Annotated in this window: 15 protein-coding genes; 9 read left to right on the top strand and 6 right to left on the bottom strand. The window is 70.2% G+C overall.

Translation table 11 applies throughout. The features are described 5' to 3' along the window. Positions 1-3,698: phage resistance protein (locus AB1460_RS23590; protein WP_368964168.1), on the bottom strand; the 3,698-nt coding region annotated here is incomplete at its 3' end. Between the two features lie 172 nt (positions 3,699-3,870). Here AB1460_RS23590 and AB1460_RS23595 point away from each other — a divergent pair. Together AB1460_RS23595 and AB1460_RS23600 are read left to right on the top strand one after the other, a co-directional pair. After that, complete coding sequence (locus AB1460_RS23595) at positions 3,871-4,272, top strand: helix-turn-helix domain-containing protein (protein ID WP_368964169.1); 402 nt, start codon at positions 3,871-3,873, stop codon at positions 4,270-4,272. Between the two features lie 54 nt (positions 4,273-4,326). Continuing rightward, entirely contained in the window at positions 4,327-5,337 is a 1,011-nt protein-coding gene (locus AB1460_RS23600; protein ID WP_368964170.1) for a DUF3039 domain-containing protein, read from the top strand. A 74-nt stretch (positions 5,338-5,411) separates the two neighbouring features. On the opposite strand, the gene AB1460_RS23605 is transcribed toward AB1460_RS23600, so the two are convergent. Further along, complete coding sequence (locus AB1460_RS23605) at positions 5,412-5,555, bottom strand: hypothetical protein (protein WP_368964171.1); 144 nt, start codon at positions 5,553-5,555, stop codon at positions 5,412-5,414. Positions 5,556-5,601: 46 nt separating this feature from the next. Beyond that, positions 5,602-5,865, bottom strand: a complete 264-nt coding sequence (locus AB1460_RS23610; RefSeq protein ID WP_368964173.1) for a hypothetical protein — start codon at positions 5,863-5,865, stop codon at positions 5,602-5,604. A 313-nt stretch (positions 5,866-6,178) separates the two neighbouring features. Between AB1460_RS23610 and AB1460_RS23615 the strand changes: the two genes are divergently transcribed. The 7 genes from AB1460_RS23615 (at position 6,179) to AB1460_RS23645 (ending at position 16,296) form a co-directional block, all read left to right on the top strand. After that, a complete protein-coding gene (locus AB1460_RS23615) occupies positions 6,179-6,370 on the top strand; it encodes an FxLD family lanthipeptide (RefSeq protein WP_368964175.1) in 192 nt (63 codons plus the stop codon). A gap of 79 nt (positions 6,371-6,449) precedes the next feature. Beyond that, positions 6,450-9,515 carry a lantibiotic dehydratase gene (locus AB1460_RS23620; protein WP_368964176.1) on the top strand — a complete coding sequence of 1,022 codons (3,066 nt, stop codon included), beginning with the start codon at positions 6,450-6,452 and terminating at the stop codon, positions 9,513-9,515. Then, positions 9,512-10,711 carry a lanthionine synthetase C family protein gene (locus tag AB1460_RS23625; protein WP_368964177.1) on the top strand — a complete coding sequence of 400 codons (1,200 nt, stop codon included), beginning with the start codon at positions 9,512-9,514 and terminating at the stop codon, positions 10,709-10,711. The genes AB1460_RS23620 and AB1460_RS23625 overlap by 4 nt, the downstream gene beginning before the upstream one ends. Positions 10,712-10,774: 63 nt before the next feature. Continuing rightward, positions 10,775-12,010 carry a methyltransferase, FxLD system gene (gene fxlM, locus AB1460_RS23630; RefSeq protein WP_368964178.1) on the top strand — a complete coding sequence of 412 codons (1,236 nt, stop codon included), beginning with the start codon at positions 10,775-10,777 and terminating at the stop codon, positions 12,008-12,010. A 129-nt stretch (positions 12,011-12,139) separates the two neighbouring features. Continuing rightward, positions 12,140-13,762, top strand: a complete 1,623-nt coding sequence (locus tag AB1460_RS23635) for a hypothetical protein (RefSeq protein WP_368964179.1) — start codon at positions 12,140-12,142, stop codon at positions 13,760-13,762. 70 nt (positions 13,763-13,832) lie between these two features. After that, positions 13,833-14,285 carry a deaminase gene (locus AB1460_RS23640; protein ID WP_368964181.1) on the top strand — a complete coding sequence of 151 codons (453 nt, stop codon included), beginning with the start codon at positions 13,833-13,835 and terminating at the stop codon, positions 14,283-14,285. 388 nt (positions 14,286-14,673) lie between these two features. Continuing rightward, entirely contained in the window at positions 14,674-16,296 is a 1,623-nt protein-coding gene (locus AB1460_RS23645; protein WP_368964182.1) for a restriction endonuclease, read from the top strand. Between the two features lie 128 nt (positions 16,297-16,424). On the opposite strand, the gene pglX is transcribed toward AB1460_RS23645, so the two are convergent. The 3 genes from pglX to pglW all read right to left on the bottom strand — a co-directional run bounded on the left by pglX (position 16,425) and on the right by pglW (position 26,227). Continuing rightward, a complete protein-coding gene (pglX, locus tag AB1460_RS23650; RefSeq protein WP_368964184.1) occupies positions 16,425-20,021 on the bottom strand; it encodes a BREX-2 system adenine-specific DNA-methyltransferase PglX in 3,597 nt (1,198 codons plus the stop codon). Between the two features lie 78 nt (positions 20,022-20,099). Next, entirely contained in the window at positions 20,100-21,485 is a 1,386-nt protein-coding gene (locus AB1460_RS23655) for an AAA family ATPase (protein ID WP_368964185.1), read from the bottom strand. A gap of 140 nt (positions 21,486-21,625) precedes the next feature. Next, positions 21,626-26,227, bottom strand: coding sequence for a BREX system serine/threonine kinase PglW (gene pglW, locus AB1460_RS23660; RefSeq protein WP_368964188.1), 4,602 nt, complete (start codon positions 26,225-26,227; stop codon positions 21,626-21,628). Positions 26,228-26,253: the final 26 nt, after the last annotated feature.

Below are 26,253 nucleotides of genomic sequence, written 5' to 3' on the forward strand. Positions count from 1 at the left end.
GGGGCGGCGGGCCGCGGGTCGGCGGGCCGTGCGGTGACGGCGCGGCGCATGAGCTGGTTCGCGTCGGCCCGGGCGTTGCTCAGCACGCCGGCGAGCGGGGTCGTCAGCTCGTCGGCGGCGCCTGCCTTCCGGATGCGACCGAGGATCTCCTGGGCCTCTGTCTGGTAGGGCTCCGGCAGAGTGGCGATCATCCCGAACATCTCACCCCACGGGGCGGACGTGACAGCGCCGGCTACGGCCGCGGCGCGGCTGATGCTGAGCGCGAGCCGTTCCGCCGGGCCCGCGAGATCGGCGTGCGCCAGCCGTGTGACGATCTCCGTGCCGGCCTTCGGGCCGTCCAGCGCCGCGACCAAGTCGTGGGCGGCCCGGGCGGTCCGAAGACGTCCCGTGGTCGCTCCGGCGGGCTCGACCGCGCTGCCGGTCCGCGGGTCGAGACCGAGGTCGGGGGCGTGCGCCTCCAGCGCGAGTACCAGGTCCTGCGTCGCGGTGAAGTATTCACGGGCCTTCTTCACCAGCTCCTCGGCGAAGGTGCGGATCAGCCGGCCGCGCCGCAGCGGCGGCGGCTGCACCCCGAAGAGAATCTGAGCCCGCTCGCAGGCGGTGGCCCAGTCCTCGGGGCTGGGCAGCGGCTGCTCGCGCAGCGTCATGTCCCTGATCCCGGCTGTCAGCTCGGGCGGGGCGGGCAGGATCCCGCCGTACTTGTACCAGGCGCGGTCGGTCTGCTCGGCGAACGCGTTGACGATCAGCGCGGCGACCGGGCTGTCCAGGCCGCGCGGCTTCGGCTCGTCGATCCACCTCAGCAGGTCGGCCACCCGCAGCTCGCGGTCCGCACCGCCCGCACCGCCCCCGCCGCCCGAGCCGCCCGAGCCGCCGGAGCCGCCGGCCGCGGCCTGCGCCGCCTTCCGGGTGAAGTGGTCGACCCACTCCCGGCCGAGCTCGAAACGCGCCTCGTGCATGACACCGAGGCCGAGCGCCGGTGCGATCCGCCGCATCGGCACCCGGTCGCTGCGGATGACCTCGACGGAGTTCCCGTTGGCCTCGGCTGCCTTCGCCACATAGGACAGGACGAGCTTGTAGTCCGCCGGCCTGGCGGGCTGGCCGGTCTGGTCGGGGTCGAGGTCGGGGTGGCCGGGGAACTGGTCTGCCAGCAGATCCCCGACGAGCCGCCGCGCGGCTTCCCGGAACGTCGCCCCGAACGCCAGCGTGGGGGTGAGCCCCGGCCACAGGGTGCGCAGCCAGTCCGCGTAGTCGCCGACGTCCTGCTCCTCGCGCTTCGCCAGCCCGTAGGCCATGCGCAGCAGCGCGCGGGTCTTCGTCAGCAGCGCGTCGTACCGGCTTTTCAGCACGCCCCGGGCGCGCTGCCGGTCGTCGGCGCTCAGGTGCTGGGCGTGGCTGTCGAACCGGTTCCGGTTGAGCAGGTGGTCGAGCCGGACGAGCATCCCGAGATCGGCGAGCCGGGCGGCGGTCAGATCCGCCGGGATCCAGCACACCGTCCGGTGCGGTGTCGCATCGCCACGCAGCCGTTCGACCCGGGCCCGCGCGTCCACCGGTGGCCTGCCGTCGTCGTCGAACGGATAGTCGATCACCAGCCGCCAGGACTCCGGGTCGGCCGGTTCCACCTGGTCGTCACGCAGCTCCGAGCTGCGCAGCGAGCCGAAGACGACTTCGGTGGAGCGCCGGGAGCCCCGCCACACCAGGTCGAGCCGGTCGCCGAACGCGTCGTCGGTGACAGTGACGCCCAGCTCCTCGACGAGCAGCTTCCTGACCAGGGCGCGGCGGTTGCCGCCGCCGTCGTAGGCGATCGTCTGGTTCAGGATGCCGTCGATCTCGACGTCGACCAGCTCCAGGCCGACGCCCGGATCGCCGCCCTCGACCGGCAGGAACTTGATCTCGCCGAACTGGCCGGCCCAGCGCTCGACCTTCTTCCCGACGACGCCGAACTCGCCGCCCGGGATCGGGCTCGTGATGCTGCCGTGGTTGAGCGCGGAGAGCCGGCGTGGCGTCAGGTTGCGCAGCGCCGGCACACTCGGCGCCAGCGCGGAGAGCAGCAGCGTCTTGACCAGCCGGTCGTCGGCGGTGAACCGGCGGACCTTGACGGCCAGCGCCGCGTCGACGGCGGCGCCGGTCGCCTGGCCGCGGCGCACCCGGGCGAGGACGTCCTCGTCGAGGCCTTCCGCGTCGAGCAGGTAGGGGCGCAGCTTGCGGTGGTAGAGCCGCTGCGCCGCCTCGAACTCGGCCTTGAGGACGTCGGTGAACGGGGCGTCCCCGCCCCGGGTGATGACATCCCACAGATCACCCAGCGGGATGACCTGGCCCAGGCGCAGTTCGTCGCGTTGTGCGACAAGCAGCTGGCGCATGAGCTTGAGCGCGGTCCGGTTGCGCTGCAGGGCGGAGGAGACGTGGACGAGGGTCTCCATGAACGCCGGGCTGAACGGGTAGGAGAGCCGGAACGCGTCCCGGTCGGCACCGAGCTGGGCGCTGCCGCCGAGCATCGTGTCCCACACCTCGGCGCGAACCTTCGCCGTCGTCTCGAACGCCTTCTCGATCTGGGCCGCGGCGGTGGCGTCCTTCGCGCGCAGCAGCCGCCGGTTGGCGATCAGCGGCAGGTTCCGGTCCTCAAGAATGATCTTGTCGAACCGGCCGTCGGCCAGGGTGAGCACGTCGAGGAAGCTCAGCCGGACGTCGCCGGCGATCGACTCGCCGACCAGTTCCCGCAGGTCACGCTGCCGGGCGATGAAGCTGACGACCGGGATCGGCCGGGCGCCGAGCCCACCCTCGACGAAGTTCGTGACCTTCTGGACCTCCCGGGAGACGAACGCCTGGTCCCCCATGTTGTTCGCGAGCCAGAGGATCAGCTCGTCGAGGAACAGGACGACCGCGTCGTAACCCAGTTCCTTCGCGTGCCGGGCGATCTCGCTCAGCCCCTGGTCGAGGGAGACGAAGCCCTCGGCATCCTCGCGCAGGTCACGGTAGGTGTTCGGGAACCAGGTCGAGAGCAGGTCGGAGGTGAGCCGGCGCCGCGCCGCCGCGTCCGCGCCGGTCGGAGCGAGGGCCGCGTCCAGTTCGGCGGCCGTCCAGGAGACGTCGTCGCCCCACTCGTCCTCCCCGTTCTCCTCGCCTTCGCCTCCGCCCGAGCCCGCGCGGTTCAGTTCCGCCAGGAAGGCCGCGTCGCCGACCTTCGCGCGCAGGCCGCGGGCCTCGTCGAGCAGCGCCTCGGCCCGGTGCACCGCCGGGATCGGCGCCTCGGGGTGCAGCGCACGCAGCCGGTCGGCGTAGCCGCCGAGAACCCGCTGCTCGATCGACTTCGCGCCCAGCATGTGGAACGGGACGAGCAGGAACTTCTTTCCGGCCAGGTCACCGTCATGCTTGCCGAGCACCGCGGCCAGGTCGTCGAGCGCCCGCGCGGCCGGCTCGCCGCGCAGCAGCGCGTGCAGCACCGCCATGAAGTGCGACTTGCCGGAGCCGAACGAGCCGTGCAGGTAGACACCCTTGGACGCGCCGGTGCCCACCGCCTGCGAGATCAGGCCGAGCGCCTCGTCGAAGTTGTGCACCAGCCGGTCGGTCAGCACGTAGTCGCGCATCGTCGCGGCCGCGTCGGCGACACCCTCGGTGAGCCGCAGGACGAAGTCGCTGTCCGACATCCGCTCCGGGATGTCGATGACCTCGCGCAGCAACGGCTGAGACGACGTGCTGGTCATAAGGCCCCCCGGCTTCCGGTCGTGCCTGAATTGCCTGCGCGACAGCCAAACATACCGCGTTGTGTCGCAGCCCACGCTCGCCGGCCGACGCGCCAGTGGCGCTCACCTTGCCCGGGCCAGCAGCGCTCGCTAGATTCATCTGTGACATCTGGGTCACCTGTGCGGAGGTGAAATGATCGAGAATCTTGCGACTGCAGAGATCTCGACCGAGCAGTTGGACGATCTTGAAAACCTTGCCAAGGGCTTCGCCGGCTCGCAGTTGCATGATCTGCTGCTCAGTCTCAGTCGTTGCATCCGTGACGGGGCGACGATCACCGCGACCAGCGGCGCCGCCTCCCTGACGCCCAACCAGGCAGCCGAGCGGCTCGGGATGAGCCGCACCCATCTCTACAAGCTCCTCGACCGCGGCGAGATCCCCTCCCACCGGGTCGGCCGCGATCGCCGCATCGATCTGCGTGACCTCGCCCGCTTCGAGGCCGAGCGCCAGAACGACCGCCGCGAGCTCTCTGAACGATTCGCCACCCAGCACCGCACCCGCGCCGGCGCGATCGACGAGATCGCCGACCTGCTCTGAATCTCCGCTCAGGCCGGCGGCCACCCGACTCGGTACCCCCGGCATGATTATCCGGTGCACAACCGTCGCGCCCGGCCCACGCTCCGGCTCCTCGCGGAGGATCTGACCGCGGGCTGGGCATCGCCCCGGCCACGCCGGCTCCTCGCCGACGGCGATGTCGCCGAGCTGCACCCGCTCAGCGAACTCCAGCACCCGATCATCGCCAAGGCCACCGAGTCGTTCGGCCCCGACCCGGCCGAGGACCGTCACCACGGAGCGATCGCGGCCAGCACGAAGCTGGCGTTGCTCGAGATCAAGGGCGGCCAGTGGCGTGGCGGCGTCTGGGAAGACCGCGAGACCGGAGTCCGCTGGCTGCTGGTCGCCGGGCTGGCCAAGGGCGAGCACCTCGACCACGACGACTTCTACCAGCGGGTCGGCCGAGAGAACCGCCACGGTGACCCGCGGCGCTGGCTGCCCACTCCGGACGACCTCCGTCTGCTCAGCGAGGAGACCGCCGCCCGGCTCCTGACCGAATGGGAGCTCGCCGTGCAGCAGCAGCTGCGCGATGCGTTGCGCCAGGTCGAGCGCGGTGGCTGCGCCCGCTTCGACATCCCCCACCCGAAACGAGATTGTGGGCGGCTCGCGCAGCTCACCCTCACGGTCACCCAGGTCCGCGAACCGGACTACCAGGCCGACGAGATCGACCTTGAGATCACCCCCACCACGACCTACGCAGGCACGAAGCTCCTGTGGCAGCTCACCGTCCGCGCCCTGATCTGCCTCAGCCCGCCGGAACAGGGCTGGGACCGCTACAGGGACACCTACTCGAACATCGCCGAACCCGGATCGTGGGCAAGCCGCCGCGCCGACCTCGACAGACTCGTCACCAACCATGAACTCGCCGAATCCGAGCCCGGCAGCCACAGCCACTACACCCATCGCGAGCATCTCGCCGGCAGCACGATCGAAGGCCACGCCGTCCGCGCCCTCTGCGGAGCCTTCTTCGTCCCGACCCAGGATCACGAACGCCTCCCCGTCTGCCCACCCTGCCAGGAGCGACACTCCGAACTGGCCGGACATGTGTGACCGGGGACGACGTCGGCACCGCGCAGCCCACGATCGCGCAGCTGCGTGCGGTCGCAGCCGCCTACAAGCGTTCTTTAGGTGTCTTCGGCCTGGCGCTGCACGGCCCGGGTGCCGTCGGGAGCACGGTAGGGCCAGGTGACGAGGAGGTCGAGCCGGCCGCGGCCCACGCCGTACTCGCGCAGGACGGTGCCACCGCCGTTCACTACCCGCTGTTGCATGAACCGTCGTGGTCTATCCGAGTGGGCCGACCCGGCTCGGATAGGTCTACGCTTTCCTGGTGGCCGTGTAGATGTTGTAGCGCCAAGCCTCCTGGTGTTTCCACATCTCCACACCGCTCATCGCGTTGACGGCCTTCTCCGTCTTGCCGAGGCGACGCATGAGGGCGTAGGGGGCACGGCCGAGGATCGCGAACATGCGCAGCATCGGCAGCATGTGGGCCGTCACGTCATCCACCGATTCGACCTTGAACAGCGCCGATTCGAGCAGGCCTTCGAGGTCGCCGTGGTTGAGGCGGTGCCAGGCCGGCATCGCACCCAGCTCGCACACAGAATCGAACGCGGCCCGCGCGGCCGGCGCCGCACCTCCCGGGGTCCCACACCGGGACGGGAATCATGACCGCGAGCGAGGCACGGCGATTCGTGGTTGACGAACTTTTCGTCGTCAAGCCCCGGCCGAGTACCGAACAGAGATGGGCCACGGACGCTGTTTTCGCAGCTCAAGTGCCGTCTGGAGTGCGAAACCAAAGATTCTGACTGGTGGGAATGATTCGCGGGCGGGACCGGAGCATTGTTACAGCGCGCCCTCCGGGCGTGGTCCTGTTTGTTTGCCTTTGAAGGGGTTGATGACCATGACGCTTGGTGGTTCGGCCAGTGCGGTTCTGGAGCGGACCGGGTCGGTGCCGCTCGGCCTGCCGGACGAGTTTCAGCTTGATGTGCAGGTGACGGTCGAGGCGGCGCCCGGATACACGATCCGGGCGTGTGACACGAGCGACACCTGTGGTTCGACCTGCGCCTCGGCATGCGCCAGCGACTGACCCGGTGATGGCTGCGGCGTCGGCTCGCCGGTCGTGCTCGCTCGGCGAGCCGGCGACCGCAGTGTGCGACGGAGGTGTGATGGTCGAGGTGGATGTGCCGCTGTACCGCCACGCTGGCGGTGCGATGTTGCGAGCGGCGGTCCTTCCGCTGTCCCGGCAGCCGGAGGACTGGCCGATGTTGTCCGATCCGGACTCGTGCCGGTCGTGGCTGTGCGCCGTGTGGGCGCTGCCCGGGTGCGCCGACGCGATCCGCTACGCGAGCAGGTTGTTTGCCGCTCAGGTCGAGACTGTTCTCGACGACCAGGCGGCGGGCGGCAAGCAGGTTCGACGGGTGACGTCGACGGTCGTGCGATACCTGTTGCGTTCCCTGGGGCGGCCGACTCCGTTCGGCTTGTTCGCCGGAGTTGCCGGGGTCCGTATCGGCGAGGGTGTGCGTGCGCGCTGGGGATCGGGCCACCGGCTGGTTCTGCGGGCGGACACGCTGTGGTTGGACGACGTTGTCGAGCAGCTGGAGAGGCTGCCCGACCTGCTCGCCAATCTGGACGTCGTGGCGTGCGACCTGTTGGTCGAACGCGGCGACCGGATCGAGATGCCCCGCGGCCCGGGACGGGTGACGGTGCGCAACACCGCGGTGATGCGTCTCGTCCGTGACCTGGCGGCCAAGCCGATCCCGTTCCACCTTCTGCTCGACCAGGTCGCCCTGGCGTTTCCTGCCGCCCCTGCCCCAGCTGTCCGCCGTGTGCTCGGTGACCTGGTCGCCCAAGGCATCCTGATCACGGGGCTTCGTGCGCCTATGACCGTGGCTGACCCGCTGGCGCATGTGATCGCGGCGGTCGAGCGTGCCGTGGTCGGCGACGGCAAGGCACCAGCCGCCATGCTGGGCGAGCTCCGCGCCACCCAGCAGCTGATCTGGGCACACAACGACGACCACACCGAGCCGGGCCCGCAGGCACGGCTACGAGAGGAGGCGTCAAAGCGGATGCGGTGCCTGTCGCCGGCCGGCCGGACATCGCTGGCCGGGGACCTGCACCTCGACTGCGACATCGCTGTTCCCGCCGACCTCGCCGACGAGATGGCCCACGCGGTCGGTGCCTTGCTGCGGCTCACGCGCCAGCCGCGTCCGGACCAGGGGTGGAACGACTGGTGCCGCGAGTTCTGGGACCGCTACGGCACGGGAGCGCTCGTCCCCGTCCTGGACGCGGTGCACCCCGACACGGGCATCGGCTGGCCCGCCGGCTTCCCGGGCAGCATGCTCGCCGAACCCGAGGACACGGTCAGCCACCGTGATCAGGAGCTGCTGCGCCTGGCCTGGGAGACGGTCACCGCCGGACATCGCGAACTCGTGCTGACCGACTCCCTCATCGCCGCAATCACGGCGGACAGGCCGGTGGACCCACGGTGGATTCCACCGCACGTCGAGCTGGGAGCCCGTATCCACGCCGCCAGCGTCGAGGCTCTGGCGGCGGGAGACTACACGTTCGGCGTTCATCCCGCGTGGGCGTTCGGAACGCTTACCTGCCGGTTCGGCTCCGCCGTGGGCCGCGCCGGCCTGGACACCGTCTTCGCCGCCGCACCGGCGGCCGTCGAGGGCGCGCTGCCGGTCCAGCTGTCGTTTCCGCCGCTGTTTCCGCACTCGGAGAACGTCTCCCGGGTTCCCCACTGGCTGCCCCAGGTACTGCCGGTCGGTGAGCACCGGACCGACGAGTCGACCGTGATCCGCCTGGATGACCTCGGGATCGTCGCGGTGGCCGACGGGCTGCACCTGGTCAGCATCTCGCGGCGCCAGGTCGTCGAACCGCAGGTCTTCCACGCACTCGCCCTGCGCAAGCAGGCGCCGCCGTTGGCACGCTTCCTCGCCACGCTGACCCGTGGCTTCCTCGCCCGTTTCACCGAGTTCGACTGGGGACCGCTGGCCGCCTGCCTGCCGTACACGCCTCGGGTGCGTTACCGGCGCGCGATCCTGTCACCCGCGACGTGGCGGGTCAGCGCCGCGGACCACGCCGCGCTACGCGCCGACGGCCACTCCTGGGAGGAGGCATTCGCCCGGTGGCGGCAGCGCGGGGCCTGCCCGGACATCGTGGAGCTCCATGACGACCACCGGTCGCTGCGCCTGGATCTCACCGTGGACGCACATCTGGCGATCCTGCGTGAGCATCTGGACAAACACGGCCGCGTGACGCTGACCGAGACCGACTCCGTCGAGGACACGGGATGGATCGCCGGCCACGTCCACGAGATCGTCCTGCCGTTCGTCCGCGCGGTGCCGGCGGCGCCGAACCTCGTCACCGGCGCCCTGCCGCTCGTGACCAGCGCGAACGCCGCACACCGGCCGGCCTCACCGCACGGCTCCTGGCTCTACGCGCAGGTCTTTACCCATCCCGAACGTCTGGACGACATCCTCCGCACGCACTTGCCCCGACTGCGCGCCCTGCTCGACGGGGACCGGTCGTACTGGTTCGCCCGTTACCGCAGCGTCCGTGAGACCGACCATCTGCGGCTGCGGATTCGCACGGCCGGCCAGGAGGAGTACGCCGCGGTGGCCTGTGCGGTCGGCCAGTGGGGGCAGCAGCTCTGCGACGCGGGCGCGGCGTCCCGGCTGACCCTGGCGACCTACCATCCCGAGATCGGCCGTTACGGCAGTGGGCCCGCGATGGACGCCGCCGAAGCGGTGTTCGCGGCCGACTCGCACGCGGTCGCGACCGCACTCCAGCTCCCCATACCACTCTCCGTCCATCCGATGGCGCTCGCAGCCATCGGCATGGCGGACATCGCCGACGGTTTCCACGCCGACACCGTCCACGCGAACGCCTGGCTGCTGGAACACCTCGCCACCAAAGCCACGCCCGGCGCCGATCGGGCCATCACCGAGCAGGTCACCCACTGGGCAGCCCGAAGGGCCCTGCCGGGCGACACATCCCTGCCCGCCACCCTCGCCCAGACATGGCAGACCCGCCGGGAAGCGTTGACTCGCTATCGGCTCGCGCTCCCCAGGAACGCCGACGCCGACCGGGTTCTGTCCGCGCTCCTGCACATGCACCACAACCGCGCCAGGCTCATCGATCGCGCCGACGAGGCCACCTGCCGGCGCCTGGCCCGGCAGATCGCCCTCACCCGACGCGCACACACCACAGCGGACAGCTCGTGACCACGCTGTCTCGTCTCCCGACGGTTCCGGACCTCGGCGATGCTGAATCGGCGTGCTGGGCCCAGTCCCTCGGCGACGGAGCACCAGGAATCGCACTGGCGCAGATCGCCCGTGCCCACGCCGGCCTCGACGGCTGGGAACCCGTGCACCGCCTCGCGACGGCGATGACACGAAGCCCGCTCAACGCCCATCCCGACTCCGCCAGCCTGTACCAGGGCGCACCAGCCGTCGCCTACACCCTGCACACCGCCGGCCACCCGGCCTACGACACCGCGCTCGCCACCCTCGACGACGCCCTCGACACCCTCATCCGGCGCCGTCTGGAGGCCGCCCACCACCGCATCGATCACGGGCAGCTGCCCTCCGCCAGCGAGTACGACCTGATCAACGGACTCACCGGCCTCGGCGCACTCCTCCTACACCGCGACCGTGAAAGCGCTCTTCTCCGGGACGTGCTCGCGTACCTGGTGCGACTGACCCGACCCATCCGTGTCGACGGCCGCGACCTGCCCGGCTGGTGGGCGACGGGCAGCCCCGACCGCCGCGCCTCCGCCCGATGGAACGCCGGCCATGCCGGCTTCGGCATGGCCCACGGCATCGCCGGACCGCTGGCGCTCCTGGCCATCACCATGCGGCGGGGGATCACCGTGGCGGGACACGTCGACGCGCTCCACACCATCATCACGTGGCTCGACCAGTGGCGCAGAGGACAGAGGCGGACCGGCTGGTGGCCCGAGGTGATCGACCACGACGAGCTGCGCACCGGCAGCGCAGCCTCCCCGGGGCCGCCTCGACCGTCCTGGTGCTACGGCAGTCCCGGCATCGCCCGAGCCGAACACCTCGCGGCCCTCGCCCTCGGCGACCAACAACGAGCCGTCGATGCCGTCGAGACCCTCATCGGCTGCCTCACCGATAACCACCAGCTCGCGCAGCTGACCGACGCGGGACTCTGCCACGGCTGGGCCGGTCTCCTCCTGATCGCCCATCGGGCCGCAGCCGGCACCGGCACCGGCACGCTCTCCGCCGCTCTGCACGCCGCTGAAACACACAGGTACCGGTACCTCCGCGGCAACGGCGACCCCACCCCCGCGGGATTCTTGGACGGCGCGGCCGGCATCGCACTCGCCCATGCCGCCCTGAAGATCACATCCGATTGGACGCTGCCAGACTGGGACCGCTGCCTGTTGATCAACTAGTAGTCGGTTACCCGGCCGAAGCCGCTGTCACCACCACGCACCCTGCCGCTGTGAAGGAGACTGATGGACACCACCGCAGCCACATCACCAGGCGCGCTGCGCGACCGCATGGTCGACCGCATCCTCACCAGCCAGGATCTGCCCCCGTGGGTCGAAACGGCGCTGCGTTCCGTCGAACGCCACCGCTACGTCCCCGAGGCGCCGCTGGCCGACGCCTATGACGAGAAGGCGGTCATCACCCACACCTTCTCCGACGGCACCCACCTCAGCTGCGCCTCCGGCCCCACCATCGTGGCCGCCATGCTCACCGCCCTCGACATTCGGCCTGACCAGCGCGTCCTGGAGATCGGCGCCGGCACCGGCTACAACGCGGCCCTCCTCTCCACCCTCGTCGGAACCGGCGGCCAGGTCACCACCATCGACATCAACGCCGACGTCACCGCGGCGGCACGGCGCAACCTTGACGGCACCGACTTTCCCCACGTCCGCGTTCTCACCCGCGACGGCGCTGACGGCGCCGCCGAGTACGGCCCCTTCGATCGGATCGTCGTCACGGTCGGCGCCTGGGACATCCCACAGGCGTGGTGGGAACAGCTCGCCCCCGACGGCCGCCTCGTCCTCCCGCTGCGCTGGCGTGGCACCACCCGCGCCGTCGCACTCACCAAACAGGACGACCACTGGAAGTCCGACTGGATCTTCCTGTGCGGCTTCGTGCCCATGCTCGGCCAACCCGGCGAACGGAAGAGCGTCATCCACCCCGACGGTCTCGCCGCCCTGCACCACGACCTCGACCAGCCCATGGACACCGACGCCCTCCGTGGTGTCCTCGATCGGGAGAAGTCCACTATCTGGTCCGACGTGACCGTGCACGGCCAGGAACCCTTCGACCGCGTCTGGCTCCACCTCAGCGCCGCGGAAGACAGCACGGTACGCATCGAGGCCGACCAGCGGGCCGTCACCGACGGGCTGTGCACACCCGCGATCGCCTCGCGGAGCCCAGCCCTGGTCAAAGACGGCTCACTGGCCTACTTCACCATCCGACGCGCCACCACCCCGGGGCGCTGGCAGCTCGGCGCCATCGGCCACGGACCTCTCGGACGCCGTCTCGCCTCACGGATCGTCGACCAGATCGACGCCTGGGACCAGGACCGCACCGCCGACCCCGAAATCCTCGCCTTCCCGGCCGGCACGCCGATCCCCAACCAGACGCAAGGCAAGGTCATCACCAAGCCAGAAAACCGGCTGGTACTGCGCTGGGCGGGACGGGCGGCAACGCCAGCGCGAAGGGCGGCACCCTGAACCCGGATCGCCACTGTCCGAATCGTGAGCGACCGGTTACTGTAGGCGGGTTCCGATCGGGAAGCGATCGGTGGCGGTAGCTGCCGGATCAGTGGGCATCCCTGTCCTGGAAGGGATGGCAACGTCGCCATGAGCAAGCCCAGCCAAAGGGTTGAGCAGGACGAGTTGCGGACTCGGATGCGCGCGACCGGCATGAGCCACCACGAGATCGCGATCGAGTTCGCCCGCCGCTACCGGCTACGCCCCCGCGCCGCCTACCGGGTCGCACACGGGTGGACACAGCACCAGGCCGCCGATCGCATCAACGCCTATGCAGCCCGTGCCGGCCTCGATCCGGAGGGCACAGCTCCGATGACAGCGCCGCGGCTGTCCGAGGTGGAGAACTGGCCTCGCCCTGCCCGGCGACGTCCCACCCCACAGATCCTCGCCCTGCTCGCCGAGGTGTACGAATGCGATCTCCACGCCCTGGTCGATTCAGACGACCGTGAACACCTCCCTCCAGCGGACGTATTCCTGATCAACGGTATGCGCCGTCCGCCGGACGGCGTGGTCGTGCCGTCGACGGCATCTTCGATCATGCCCTCGTCGGAACGACGGGAAATAGGCCCCGAACGGCCGGCCGAAGCCGCCTCCAGCGCCACCGGAGCAGGGAAAGCACCGGCCCCCGACTCGGCCGGTCCCGCAGTCGAAGACAACGTGATCATTGTCCCGCAACTCGCCCCGGATGGGAGGATCGTCCTCATGCCACTCGATCGCCGGGGATTCCTGCGCGGCCTGGGCCTCACCGCTGCCAGCGGCACAGCCCTGAGCCCGCTCACCACGATGCCGATGATCCCAGCAGGATCGTCCGCCATCGACCCACGCGTCGTCGATCACTTCGCAAGCCTGCGGGCCGTGCTCGCGGAGAACGACAACCTCTTCGGACCGCGCCAGGTCATCACGACGGCGCAGGAACAGACCGGCCTCATCGCCACCCACCTCCGCCACGGCGCGAGTTCGGGCCCACAACGGCAGACCCTGCTCCACATCCAAACGCAGTTCGCTGATCTCCTCGGCTGGCTTCACCAGGACAGCGGAGATCACGCCACCGCCGGGTACTGGCTTGACCGAGCACTGGAATGGTCACACCGAGCGGGCGACCCCAAGGCCACAGTGTTCATCCTCGCCCGCAAAAGCCAACTCGCCGCGGACCGTGGCGATCCAGGTGAAGCTGTCGACATTGCCGACGCAGCGTTGACCAACGCGGAGCCAACCGGCCGTCTCGCGGCCATCGCCGCGACCTACAGCGCGCACGGCCATGCACTACGAGGCGAGAAAGCCACTTGCCTGACGCTCTACGACCGCGCCCACGACATCCTCGACCGGGCCGGGCCCGACGCCGACCCCTGGGGAAAGTTCTTCGGCCCCGCCTACATCGAAGTTCAGCGGGCACACAGCCTGGCCGCACTCGGTGACTACCCCGCCGCGGCCACCGGGTTTCGGACCGCGATCGACGGCCTTCCCTCGGCCTTCCGCCGCGACCGTGGCGTCTACCTCGCCCGCGAGGCCCTCGCGCACGCGGGAGCACGCGAACCAGAGCAAGCCGCAACACTCGGGCTCAACGCGCTCACGGTCGGTGCCAGCACTCACTCCGGACGCATCATGACCAGTCTGCGGTCACTGCATGACGCCGTCGCCGGATGGCAGACTGTCCCACAGGTACGCGAGTTCCGGCAGGCGATGGACCAGGTCCCCACGGCCATCACCGTCTGACTATCTCCCGCCACCGGCTATCCGGTCCGCCTCCACCAGGGACCGGCCCCAGGGAAGGACGAGCCGCCCCATGCCCCAGCTCGACGACCACCGCTGGATGACCCGGGCCATCGAACTCGCCCACCGCTGCCCACCCGCCACCGGCGCCTACTCGGTCGGCGCCGTCATCGTCGACGAAAACAACGAAGAGATCGCCTTCGGCTTCTCCCGCGAGGTCGACGACGCGGTGCACGCCGAGGAATCCGCCCTCGCGAAGATCGCCCCCGACGACCCGCGGCTAGCCACCGCGACGATCTACAGCACCCTCGAACCCTGCTCCCAGCGCAAGTCCCGGCCACGGACCTGCACACAGCTCATCCTGGAGGCGAAGATCCCGCGGGTGGTCATCTCCTGGCGCGAACCCAGTCTCTTCGTCGCCGACTGCCAAGGCTACGAACTCCTCGCCCAGGCCGGCGTCACGGTCGTGGAACTGCCTGAGCTTGGCGAGCAGGCCCGCGCCATGAACGCCCACCTCTCGGTTTGACTCACTTTCATCGCGTTGCGTCCTGCGAACACAGGACCTGGATGAGGCGGGCGAGACTGTAAGAACCTGGTGTTTTGAGGGCTGTCGCCGCTGCCCTCCGTCACCGGCTACGCCCGCGTGCGCGGACCGCAGGCCGCGACGCCCGCACCGACTCCGAATGAACCGGACGCGGCCGGTGGATCAGTCTGGCGTCGGCGGGCTTCGACCAGCCTGCGGTTCGCGAGCTGGTCAGCGAGTTCGTCCCCGGGGCGGTCGGCGTGCCGCTGCGCCGCAACCTCTGCGGCACAGGCGATCACTATCCACAAGCATTCGCCATTTTCGCTGTCTCTTCGCATCCATTGAGATACGGTGCGAAGCTGTTCCGGACGGCCTGATGGGGAGTGTAGGCATGGCGCGACGCCGGGGATTCGTAGCAGAGTTGCAACGGGACGCGGCGCGGCGTCGACGGGAGGCGGAACAGGCACAGCGCGCGGCCGTCCGTGAAGCAACCCGGATCGACCGGGAGGCGCAGCAGGCCCTACGCGAGTCCAGGCGCACCCAGGCGGCCAGCGACCGCGAACGCGCGCGGCAGCACGTCCAGGAACGTGAGGCGGACGCCTCCGCCCAGAACGCTCACCTGAACCTGCGGATCGCCGAACTGTCCACCGTGTTGAGCTCGTCGTTGGCGACCTCACCGGGATTCCCGTTCGACGTCCTGCGGCAGACTCCGAACGCCCCGGCGTTCGACCCCGACGGTCTCGACGTGCCGGCCGCACCACCGGACTGGGCCGACTTCGAACCCCCACCGCCGGGCGCCGTCGGCCGGGTCTTCGGCGGGGCAGGCCGATACGAACGGGCGATGGCGCAGGCCGAAGCCGAATACACCGCAGCGTGCGAGGAGCACGCGGTCCTCGATGCGAACCGGCAGCGGCGGCTCGCCGAACGTCGCGCGCAGTACGACCGAATGCTCGCGGAGGAGAAGCAGCGCGTACAGGCGAACAACGCCGAGGTCGACCGGATGGCGGCCGCGTTCGGTGCCGGCGACCCGGAGGTGGTCGTCGCGTACATGGCCGACGTCCTGCAGTCGTCGGTCTATCCCGACGGATTTCCGCACCGGTACCGGCTGCTCTACCGGCCGGACTCGCGGGACCTCGTCATCGACTACGAACTGCCGACCACCGACGTCATTCCCGAGCAGCGTTCGTTCCGTTACGTGAAGAAGACCGACGAGATCACCGCGGCTGCCCGCCCGGTACGGGAACGGCGGGACCTCTACCGCTCGGTCGTCGCACAGATCGCCCTACGCACGATGCGGGAGGTCCTCGACGGCGAGGGCGTCGACGTCGTGGACACCGTCGTCTTCAACGGCCATGTCTCCACCGTCGACCGCGCCACCGGCCAGGAGATCCGGCCCTGCCTGGTCAGCGTCAGCGCCACCCGCGAGGAGTTCACCGGACTGGTGCTCGCCCAGGTCGATCCCACCGAATGCCTCCGGCGTCTGAACGCCCTCGTCTCTCCGCACCCCTACGACCTGGAGCCGGTACGACCGGTCGTCGACTTCGACCTGTCGTCCTATCGCTTCATCGAGGGCATGGATGCCCTCGCCGACCTCGACGGACGTCCCAATCTGCTGGAGATGTCACCGACGGAGTTCGAGCATCTCGTCCGGCAGCTCTTCGAGGCGATGGGCATGAACTCGTGGGTCACCCAGGGGTCCCGGGACGACGGGATCGACGCGGTGGCGACGAACGTCGACCCGATCGTCGGCGGGCTGTGCGTGATCCAGGCGAAGAAGTACCGCCATGTCGTCGGGGTGGAAGCCGTACGCGCCCTGGCCGGGGTGATGGAGGACAAGCGGGCCACCAAGGGAATCATGGTCACCACCTCCTGGTACGGAAAGTCGAGCTGGGACTTCGTGGCCCGGCACGGCCGCATCGAACTGATCGACAGCCCCCGGCTCAAGTTCCTCCTCCTCGAACACCTCGATCGAGACGTGCTCATCCCCCTCGACCGCAAGGTCCCATCTCGCTGACGACGCAGGATCCCCGCTGTTCCCCGCTGTCTGCACCGACGCATCACCATCCCGCCCGACGTGCTGACCTCGCGGGCCGCCCGCCAAGGCCACTGATCGCCTGCGTCCCGGCCAGCCTGGTTAGCTGATCATTTGGTGGACCGGCGACCGCGGGTGGGTGCGGGTGGGCGCCAGCTGGTCAGGGTGTCCTCGGTCAGGTTGTGCTGGCCCATGGTGTCGGCGAGGAAGGCGTCGTAGACCTCGGCGGGGGAACCGTCGTAGAGCGGGTCGACCTCGTCGTGCCACTGGCGGACCCAGGGCATGACCTCGCGCAGGCCGGCGACGAGCGGGGTGAGGCGGGTGCCGTCCCAGCCGTCGTTGTCGCGGCGGTCGACGATCAGGGTGGCCAGCGCCTGTGCCTGCTCCCGGTGGTCGAAGCCGGCCCAGCCGACCAGCAGCGTCGGGTCGTTGTCCCGGCCGGCCGGCTGGTAGGAGATGAACCGTTCCTTCGGCACGTCGAGCTTGCCGCGGGCCCGCCAGAACGACGTCTTCCGGAAGTCCTTCGGCGCGTACTTCGGCGGCACCGGAATCGCGTCACGGATCTCTTTGGCCTTCGCCGGGGTGGGCGCGGCGTCCTCGGCACGCTGCTGGTCCCAGACCGACTCCCAGTCGGCGCGCTTCACCAGACCGGTGTCGGCGTAACGCAGGGCGGCGAGGAACGGGACGTGCTCGTTCTCGACGAGGGCTGCGACAACCTTGGCCAGTTCCTCGCCGGGCCGGTGGATCTCGGCGACGGAGACGAAGTCCGCGTCGGCGGCCAGCTCGTCGGCGAGCTGGCCGGTCGTCCACAGCCGCGGCTGCACCATGCCGTCGACGTCGGCGAACCACAGGTCACGGGTCTCCAGCCGGTCGAGCAGCCAGTCCCGCAGCGCCGCGTCCCGCAGCTTGTCCCAGCCCTCGGTCGCCCACCGCCGCTTGTACTCGGGCCGCTCGAGCAGCCCGATGTTCCGGTCTGTCTCGATCACCGCGATCCGCTTCTCGACGAGCGCCCGATACTCGGCTGGCCAGTGCGCGGGCACCTCGGTGATCGGCGTGGAGCCATGCCGGGCGAACCACTCGGATGCCTCGTCACCAGTGGCCATTTTCCTGGCGAGGACGATCTCGAACGCCCGTTCACCCAGCCTGATCTCGGGGACGTCGGCCATCGGCAGGATCAATTCGTCGGCGAGCAGTCCATACTGCCGGTAGACCTGCCAGTCCAACTCCTCCTGCAACGCGATCATCCGCGCCCGCGTCGACGCCCACTCGGCCCGGGCCTCGGCCAGCCGGGAACGGTTCGGCACATCGTCGGCGGCCACCGACGCGGGACTGACCGCCGTCAGCCGCTGCGCCAGCCCATCCAGCCCCCGCGCCAACTCCAACGGATACTCCGCCGGCAGCGGAAACTCCTGCAGCTTGGTGCCGGTGAACTCGTAGAACCGCTCCCAGTCGTCACTAGTGAAACCGCCGCCTTCGCCACGGATACCCTTGTCGTGGCTGACCTGCTTGAGCCAGAAGCACGCCGCCGAACTGTTCAACACCCCCAACAGCCGCAGATGCTCCTCCTCCGAAGCCCCCGCCGGCATCTTGATCACCGGCGCCGACCGATTGAACACCTGCCCGCCCCGGTCCAGCGTGAAGTGATTGTGAGTTGAGACGAAGGCGTAGGAGATTGTAAATGGATTTTGAAGCTTATCGCGGTATAGTTCGCCGTACTCGTGCCACGTCAGCGAGGGAATCTCCTCGATGAGTTTTCCGAAACGCTTTCTCCGTTGCAGAACGCGACGAAGCGGCCACAGATTGCGATGAATCCCGGATGTTAGTGTAATCTCCTTGGGGGACAGATCTTCGTCATACGGCCAGACGCTGACCGCCCCCGGTGTAATTTGATAATCACGAAGCCGGTCGCCCTCGGCAACAGGAATCGATGCTTCAATTGAGGATCGGCGGATAGAGGCGGAATTTGGCCGATAGAAGGCGTCGTCTTCGGCCGTGATTGCCACGAATCCAGACAAAGCGGTCTGACTGGAAAGTGTCGAGCCGGCAGAACCCTCGATGTCCCCTTTGAGGTCAAGCGCTCCGCCGCCTCCAAGGCCCCACGGGTACGATGCAAAATTCTCTCGCGGAAGATCCAGCGAGCTGATCCATTCGCTTTCGGAACCTGGAACGACCAACTGCCTCACGATGGCCTGCCACACAATTCCATCGGCCGCGACCCCGGGCTTGGACGGCTCGCCGCGGACACCGAGGACCGCGCGTATTGCGCTAGGGCGTTTCCACCGGTTTCGACGACCGGCGAGGATCACTGTAGGGGTCCCGTGACCTGGGATATAGGCACCGGAGGCATCTATCACGTGGGTGAGTTCGATCTTCATGGCGAAGAAATCTTCAATGATCTTCTTGCCGAACTCGCGCTTCATGAAGGAGTTGGCTGTAATCTGACCGACACGCCCGGCGCCGCGCCCGTCTATGTCCGCCATCTTCGCGAGTTCGAAAAACCGCTGGGCGAATGGAACGGAGAGTGCATACTTGCCCGAGCAGGCGCTGTACAACTCCCGGTAGAGCTCGTTGAGATTTTTGTCCTTGGGCGTGATGTACGGCGGGTTTCCGACGACTGCATGGTAGCGATCCTCTTCGAGGATGCCCGGATAGTCACCAAGATTCTCGGTGGCGTAAGAGAACTCGGCGAGTTCATCCCGGCCCTCGCCGAACAGGTCCAACTGCCGGCCCTTCAACAAAGAGTCGCCAACGGCCACCTTTACCGGGAACTTGTAACCCGCCGCCGCGTCGAACGTTGCCAGCCCGGCAGTCCGTAGTGCCTCGACGACGAGCCGGAAGCGGGCGATGGCTGCCGCGTACGGGTTGATGTCGACACCGTGAACCGCACCCAGGGCCAGCGCGACTCGCTCGAAAACGTCCTTCTCCGATGCCTTGTTTTCCCACTCGCCCAGCAGCCGTTGAAACGCGCCCAGCAGGAAGTGACCGGACCCGCAAGTCGGGTCGATCATCTTGAAGTTCTTGAGGTCTTCGACCTCCTGACCGAACTCCTCGATCGCCGGGGTCAGCGTCAGGTCGAGGATGAATTCCTCGACGAACTCGGGGGTCTGGAGGAGGGCGTATTTTTTGCGGACGTCCTCGGAGAGGTCCTGGTAGAGGTCGCCGAGGAAGCGGGTGTCCCAGTCCGGATCGGTGAAGTCGTGGACCAGCATGCCGGACTGGCGGGTGCGCCAGAAGGTGATCAGGTCCTTGGCGGCGTCGTGGGTCACCGGGATCTGGAACAGCGCGTTGTGCCGCTCGTCGAACAGCCCCGCGCCGACCGGCACCTTCGAGATCTCGCCGAAGGCGGCGAGGAGCCAGTCGCGGGCGGTCAGTTCCGGGTGTTGGACGTAGAACTCGTTCAGCCGTTCTTCGGCCAGGGTGAGCCGCGCCTCCGGCCCGGCCAGGTACGGGTCGCCGATCAGGCCGTTGTCCTCGCAGAACCGGACGAACACCGTCCCGAGCACCCATGCGACCGCGGCCTGCGTGACCCGCTCGCCCAGCCAGGCCGACCAGGTCGCCGCTGTCCGCCCGACCTTGAACGCCCGGTCGTACTCGGCCCGCAGCCGCGCCCCGACCTCGGGCAATGCGTCGACCTGGGCCCGCAGGTCCTTCTCCAGCACCTTGACCTGCTGCTTGGCGTCTTTCAACAACGCCACCCGGTCGATCACGCCACGCCCCCCGCCGCCCAGCCCGCCATCAGGTCATCTGTCCCGGCTCGGTTGGGAGGAGCGGGGACAGAACTGATGCTATGGGCAGTACGGTGCGTCACCGGAGCGCCATGCCTGCGGCGGACCGCCCGCTATGACGGTGCCCGGGTCGGCTGGCGGGCAGGCGGTAGGGCCAGTCGGGCAATGGTGATCGAGTGGCCGGACGGACTGGTCTGGGTGGTCAGAGGTTCGTCGGTCGCCGGTGCTGACTGCGGCCTCTGGTCGAAGATCACGACGTAGCCCGAGGACAGGCCCAGGTGGTTCAGGTAGTCGTCGAGCTGGACGATCGCGTCCCCCAGCGGGTCGGCTTTCCCCGGTCAGTGCGCCCGGGACGTCGAACCGGCCGTCGGGCAGGACGAAGTCCCGCGCCGTGGGAAGCGCGGCCGGGCTGGGGACGACCTGCTCGGCGAGGGCCCGGGAGATCACCTCGGCGTAGATCGGATTGGCGATCCGCGGACCCGCCTCGTCGCCTTCGGTGATCAGCCCGAGGTCGCGGACGAAGGATCGGTCGTCGGAGTATTCCAGGTCGACGGGCTGCTCCGAGCCGGCGAGAAGCGGCAGGAGGACCCGCTGCACCTCCGGCTCACGCAGCCGGCGCACCAGCGAGTCCAGATGGCTCGGCCGGGCCTGGATGACCCGCTCCCGGGCGGTGTCGATCTGCTCGACGGTGACCGGCTCCGTCGCCGGGACCTTCATCCGGTCGACGATCTCCGCGGCGAGAGCGTTGACCAGCCAGGGCTGACCGCCGGTGAGCGCGTACACATGCTCGACGGCCTCGTCGGTGAAGACGCGGCCGGTCTCCGCGGTGTGCTGGCTGTAGAGCGCCCGTACCTCGCCGAGCGTGAAGTCCCCGAGCCGCAGCGACTCGACAACGATGTTGAAAGGGCTGGGCCCGCCCGACCGCTCCGAGTTGCCGCCGGCGGTGGTTCTGTAGTCGCGTACATCGCGTAGTCCGCAGACGGCGATCGAGGCCGGGAAGGCGCCGGGGCGGTCCTCGAAGCCTTCGCGGATCTGGCTGAGCACCGAGACGAGTGTCGCCCCCGTGAGAGAGTCGATCTCGTCCAGAAACAGCACGAGCGGTCTGGGGCAGGACTCGGCCCAGGCGGCGAGCGAGCCGCCGAGGAGATAACCATCAGGACCCTCGGGCCATGCCGGTGGGCGCAGGTCCGCCGGAAGGCCGAGCTGGGCCTCTCGCGTGGCCTTCGCGAGGATGGCGCGGGTGGCACTGCCGATGTCGTCGCTGAAAGCCGCGCCGCTCTGTAGCGAGATTTTCACCGCGGCGTATTTCCCACCGGCTGTCAGTTCGGCCGCGAGTGCGCGCAGCGTCGTCGTCTTGCCGGTCTGCCGAGGGGCGTGCACGACGAAATACAGGTTGCGTGCGACCAGCGCCGGCACCTCCGGAAGCCGGGCCGACGCCGGGAGCATGTAATGATCTTGTGGAACGCAGGGTCCGGTGGTGTTGAACCAGCGAGTCACCACTCACCTGCTCTCTCCGCGCAGCCGACCATGGCCCGATGACCCGCAACTCTACGGCGGCGGGCAGAGGATGATCGTCAGGCTGCGCGCTACGACGCGGCGAGGCCGGGTTCGTCGTCCGCGGCGCGGTGCAGGTTGGCCACCCAGGAGTCCGGTAGTGGTATCCAGTCGCTGCTGGTTACCAGCTGCACGAGCGCACCGTCGAGGCGTGGCGGCAGGCTCGGTTCGGTTGTCGGGCAGAGGAGCCACAGCGGCCGGCCGGCGGCCCGCGTCCGGGCCCGCTCGGCGAGGGTGAAGAGCACGTCGAGCCCCCGGCCGTCGTAGCGGCCGAAGACACCGGCGTCGTGCAGGAGCAGTGGCGCGGGTTGTCCGGCCGGGCCGGGCCGGCCGGCGGGGGCGTCGAGCAGTGCGGCGAGTTGCGGTGCGGCGCGTTCCCAGGCGCGCCGCACGTACTCGGCGAGGTTCGCGGCGGCGCGGCTGCCGGGTTCGGCGGTGTCGGCGCGCAGGATCGTCGCCCACGTCGGTTTGGGTTTCGGGTCGACCTCGGCGTGCAGGGCGTCGAGGAACACGGCGGCGACGTCGACCGGTTCGGTGGCGAACCGGTGCGGCTTCGCCAGTTCGGCGCGGGCCGTCAGATAGTGGCTGCGCCGGACGGTGAGCGCCCGGAACCCGCCGGTCTCGGCGGCGGCGGCCAGGCGCTGCTCGGCGGTCGCGGCGGCGGCCCGGGCGGGGCTGTCGTCGGCCGGCGCCGAGCGGCCGGCCCAGGCTCCCAGGCCGGTGGGCTGGCGGACGACGGGTGTCGGCCGGGAGCCGAGGCCCGCGGAGGAGAGCAGGCCGCGCGGCGGGGCGTAGCCGCGGCGGGCGTGGTCCCAGTCGAGGGCGAACCCGGCGTCGCGCAGCGGGCCGTCGAGCCGCGGGTGCGGCGGCAGTTCGGTCTCCAGGCCGGGGAACCGGGCCAGCACCCGCTGGTGGATCACGTCGACGAACAGGGGATCCTCGTCGGTTCGCTCGCCGGACCGGACGGCGGACCGGGTGGCGGCCTGCGCCGGGATGCCGCCGGGACGGGTGGAGAGGACACCGGCCTGGGAGAGCCGCAACGCCCGGACGAGATCCAGGGCGCGCGGGTAGATCTCCAGGCGGGCGTTGGTGGCGGCGGTGCGGGACGCGGCGGCGGCCAGCCGGACGAGGCGTGGTGCGGCGAGCGCCGGCATCCCGTCCGGGGTGGCCGCGGCGAGCTCGCGCAGGACGGTCGCGGGGCTGGGGAGCTCCTCGGCCTTCGCCAGCCGGTCGGCGATCTTGCCGAGCGCCACCGCGTGGTCGAGCAGCGCCGGTGCGGACGGGGTGGTCGGGCCGTCGGCCTCGGTCACCTCCAGGGCGACCAGAACCCGGTCACCGTCCTTGTCCCTGTACTTGCGCCGGGCGATCCTCGGCTCGGAGTCCAGGTCGACGGTCTCCAGTGCGGCCCGGACGACGGCGGCCGCCCGCGCCCGCGGCGCGGTCGTCCCCGGGGAGCTGCCCCGGCGGGCGAGCACCGCGGTGACCAGCTCGTCGAATCCTGCCACCCGGCCGGCGTCGGCGAGGATCTCGACCAGCTCGTCGTGCACCGAACGGACGGCTGCGTCGGCGTGCCAGGCCCTGCGCCGCGCGATCAGCACCTGGGCGATGCGGCCCGGGGTCACCCCGACCCGCTCGGCGACGAGTTGCTGCCCCGACCAGAGCGGCAGGTCCGGTGGGGTGCCGGCGGCGTCCGGCAGGCCGAGGAGCAGGCGGGTGGCGCCCGCCTCGGTGACGGCCCGCGCGGAGCGGGGCAGCAGCCGGTCGGCCACCGCCTCGACCGGCATCCGGGCGTAGTCCGCCGCCGTCGTGGGCTCGGCCGCCTTCGGTGCGCCCGCCGCCGCCGCCGCCGGCGGGCCGGGCGGGGCCGGGGCGAGCGCGCGGCGCCACTGCCGGATCCGGGTCTGCAGCTCCTGTCGGGTCTTACCGGCCAGGCCGGGCAGGCTGATGATGTCCTTCGAGCCGAGGTCGAGCAGGTCGCCGACGTTCGTCGCGTCGAGCCGGTGCGCCGCCGAGACCGCGCGCGGGGACAGGCCGGCCTGCTCCAGCGGCGTGGCTTCGGTGGCCTGGGCCGCGGCCTCGTCCGGGGTCTGCGGCTCCTCGCCGGCAGCCGGGTGGACGCTCGGCACCGGCGGCGTCGAGTCGGCGGCGCGGAAGACGGCGAGCCAGGCGTCGCGCATGTCCTTCAGCGAGCCGAACCGCTTCCCCGCGTCGCGGTCCAGCGCACGCAGGAAGAAGGAGGTGAGGCCGGTGCGGATCGCCGGGTCGAACGCCTCGGTCGCCACCGTCGGCGGGCCTTCGGTGAACCGGGCCTCGGTGGAGCCGTCGCCCCACAGTGGCAGCTCGCCGGAGGCCATCTCGTGCAGCGTGACCGCCAGGGCGTACCGCTCGGCCTGGTCGTCGTAGGTGGTGCGGGTGCCGGCACCGAGGAACGGGTCCAGGTAGCGGGGCGTGCCGGCGGCCGTGTCCCGCACCGAGTGGTTGGCCAGCGAGAAGTCGATGAGGACCAGCTGCCAGGTCCGGTTGGGCCGGCGGCGCAGCACGATGTTGTCGGGTTTGAGGTCGCGGTGCGCGACGCCCTCGCCGTCGAGGTAGTCGACGGCGACGAACAGGTCGTTCGAGAAGATCTCCAGCTCGTCGACCGACAGCCGGCCTTCGCGCAGCTTGCGGGCGATGGTCTGCTCGCCGGCGTGGTCGAGGACGAGCACGGTGCGCCCGCCGACGACGAGGGTGTCCGGCCGGGCCAACCGGATCACCCGCGAGTCACGCAGCCGGCCCAGGATGTCCGCCTCGTGCTGCAGCCGTGCCGCCCGCCCGTCGGAGAGCGCGACCTTCAGGACCTCGTCACGGTTCGTCTTCTCGTTGCGCGCGAGGAACGCGCGGCTCGTCGAGCCGGTGCCCAGCCGGCTGGTGATCCGCCACTCCCCGCCGACGAGGTCACCGAGCTCGGCCTCCAGCGGGTCCCGTTCCGGTTCCGGAGCCGGTTCCGGAACCGGCTCCTGCGGCAGGTCGACCGTCGGTGCGGCCGCGATCTCCGCTGCCGGGACGGGCGGCGCCGTGAACTCCCCGACGACGAGTTCCAGCCAGTCGAGGAAGTCGCCGACGGTGGCGAAGCGGTCCTCCGGCTTCGCCCGGGTGGCCAGCGCGACCAGGTCGTTCGCCGTCTCGGTCAGCGAGTCGACGACCGCGGACGGGTGCAGCCCGCCGGCCTCGGCGAGCCGCGTCTTCAGCCCGTTGCGGGTCGGCGCCGGTGCCTCACCGGTCAGGATCAGGTAGGCGAGCGCGCCCAGGCCGAAGACGTCGATGCCGACCGGGTCCGGGTACGGGGCGTCGACCTCGGGGGCGAGGTAGCTCTCCGCGGCCCGTTCCAGCTGCGGCAGGAACCGGTGCGCCGGCTCGATGGCGAGCGCGACCGAGGTCTTCGTCATCGAGTCGGTCCGCTGCCCCGTCGACGCGTCGATGTCGCGGGCCGCGGCCTGCCAGTCGCTGATGACGAGTCTGGGAGAGAGCCAGCGCCGCTCGCTGTCCGCCTGATCGCCGCCGCCGCGGCGGGTGGACGGCACGACGAGGACGCTGCGGGCCGCGAGCGCCCGGTGGTAGAGGTGCCGGCCGTGCGCGTAGTCGAGCGTCTCGGCGAGCTCGCGGATCATCCGCAGCCGGGTGCCGGCGTCGAGCCGGTCGCCGTGACGGGCGAGGTAGTGGTCGAGGCGCATCTCGTCGGGGTGGTGGCGGAAGATCAGCGCCGGGCCGGCCTCGTGCTGCTCCAGGCCGTCGACCTGGACGATGCCCTGGTGGTCGATCCCGTTGAGGACGAGGAACTCACGCTTGGCCGCCGCCTCCCGGGTGCGGCGCTCGGCCTCGCCCGCGCCCGTCTCCACCAGGTAGATCCGCACGCGGCGGCGCGCGGAGCCCATCTGCGTGTGCCGGGCGTGGTAGTCCTGCCAGGTCGGACCGGACTCGAAGGCCGGGAAGTCCAGTTCCCAGGCGCCGACGCGCTGGTGACGCCGGCTGGGCGCGATCCCGGCGGCCGGGAGCAGCGTCGCGAGCTGCCGGGACGTCTCCGGGCTGATCCGGTGGCGTTCGTTGCGCAGCGGCGCGTCCAGCAGGTCGGACCAGATCGACGCAAGCGCGCCCGCGGTGCCCGCCCTCGCCGGTGCGCCGTCGGTGCGGGGTTCCGGGCCGAAGATCCCGTGCAGCTGGAAGTCCGGCAGCTCGACCTTCAGCGTCGCGTTCGAGAGGAAGACCGCCGGCTGGAAGAACGGCATCCGCAGCCTGCCGAGGCCCTGCGCGCGGGCGGCGGTCTCCAGGAGGTGCTTGAGCTCCTTGGACTTCTGGTTCGCGAGGATCAGCGGATTGTCGAAGATCAGGTCACTGCCGGCCGGCCGGTGCTGCACCCAGTTCGACCCCGACGCCGTGAGCCGGCCCGCCCAGCTCTTGATCTCGACGAGGTACACCCCGCCGCGGGCGACGACGAGCAGGTCGACCTCGCGCAGGTGCCCGGTCGACGCGACGAAGGTGAAGTTCGACCAGGCCCGGTACGGCTCCGCGTCCGGCAGCAGTCGCTGGACGTGTTCCAGCGCCTCCCGCTCGTGCGGGAACTGCGACGCGGTGACCGTCGTCCAACGCCTGTCCTGCACCCCGTCTCCCCGCTGCTCCCGCCGCC

This window comes from Parafrankia sp. FMc2 (genome assembly GCF_041008525.1).
Classification (GTDB): Bacteria; Actinomycetota; Actinomycetes; order Frankiales; family Frankiaceae; genus Parafrankia.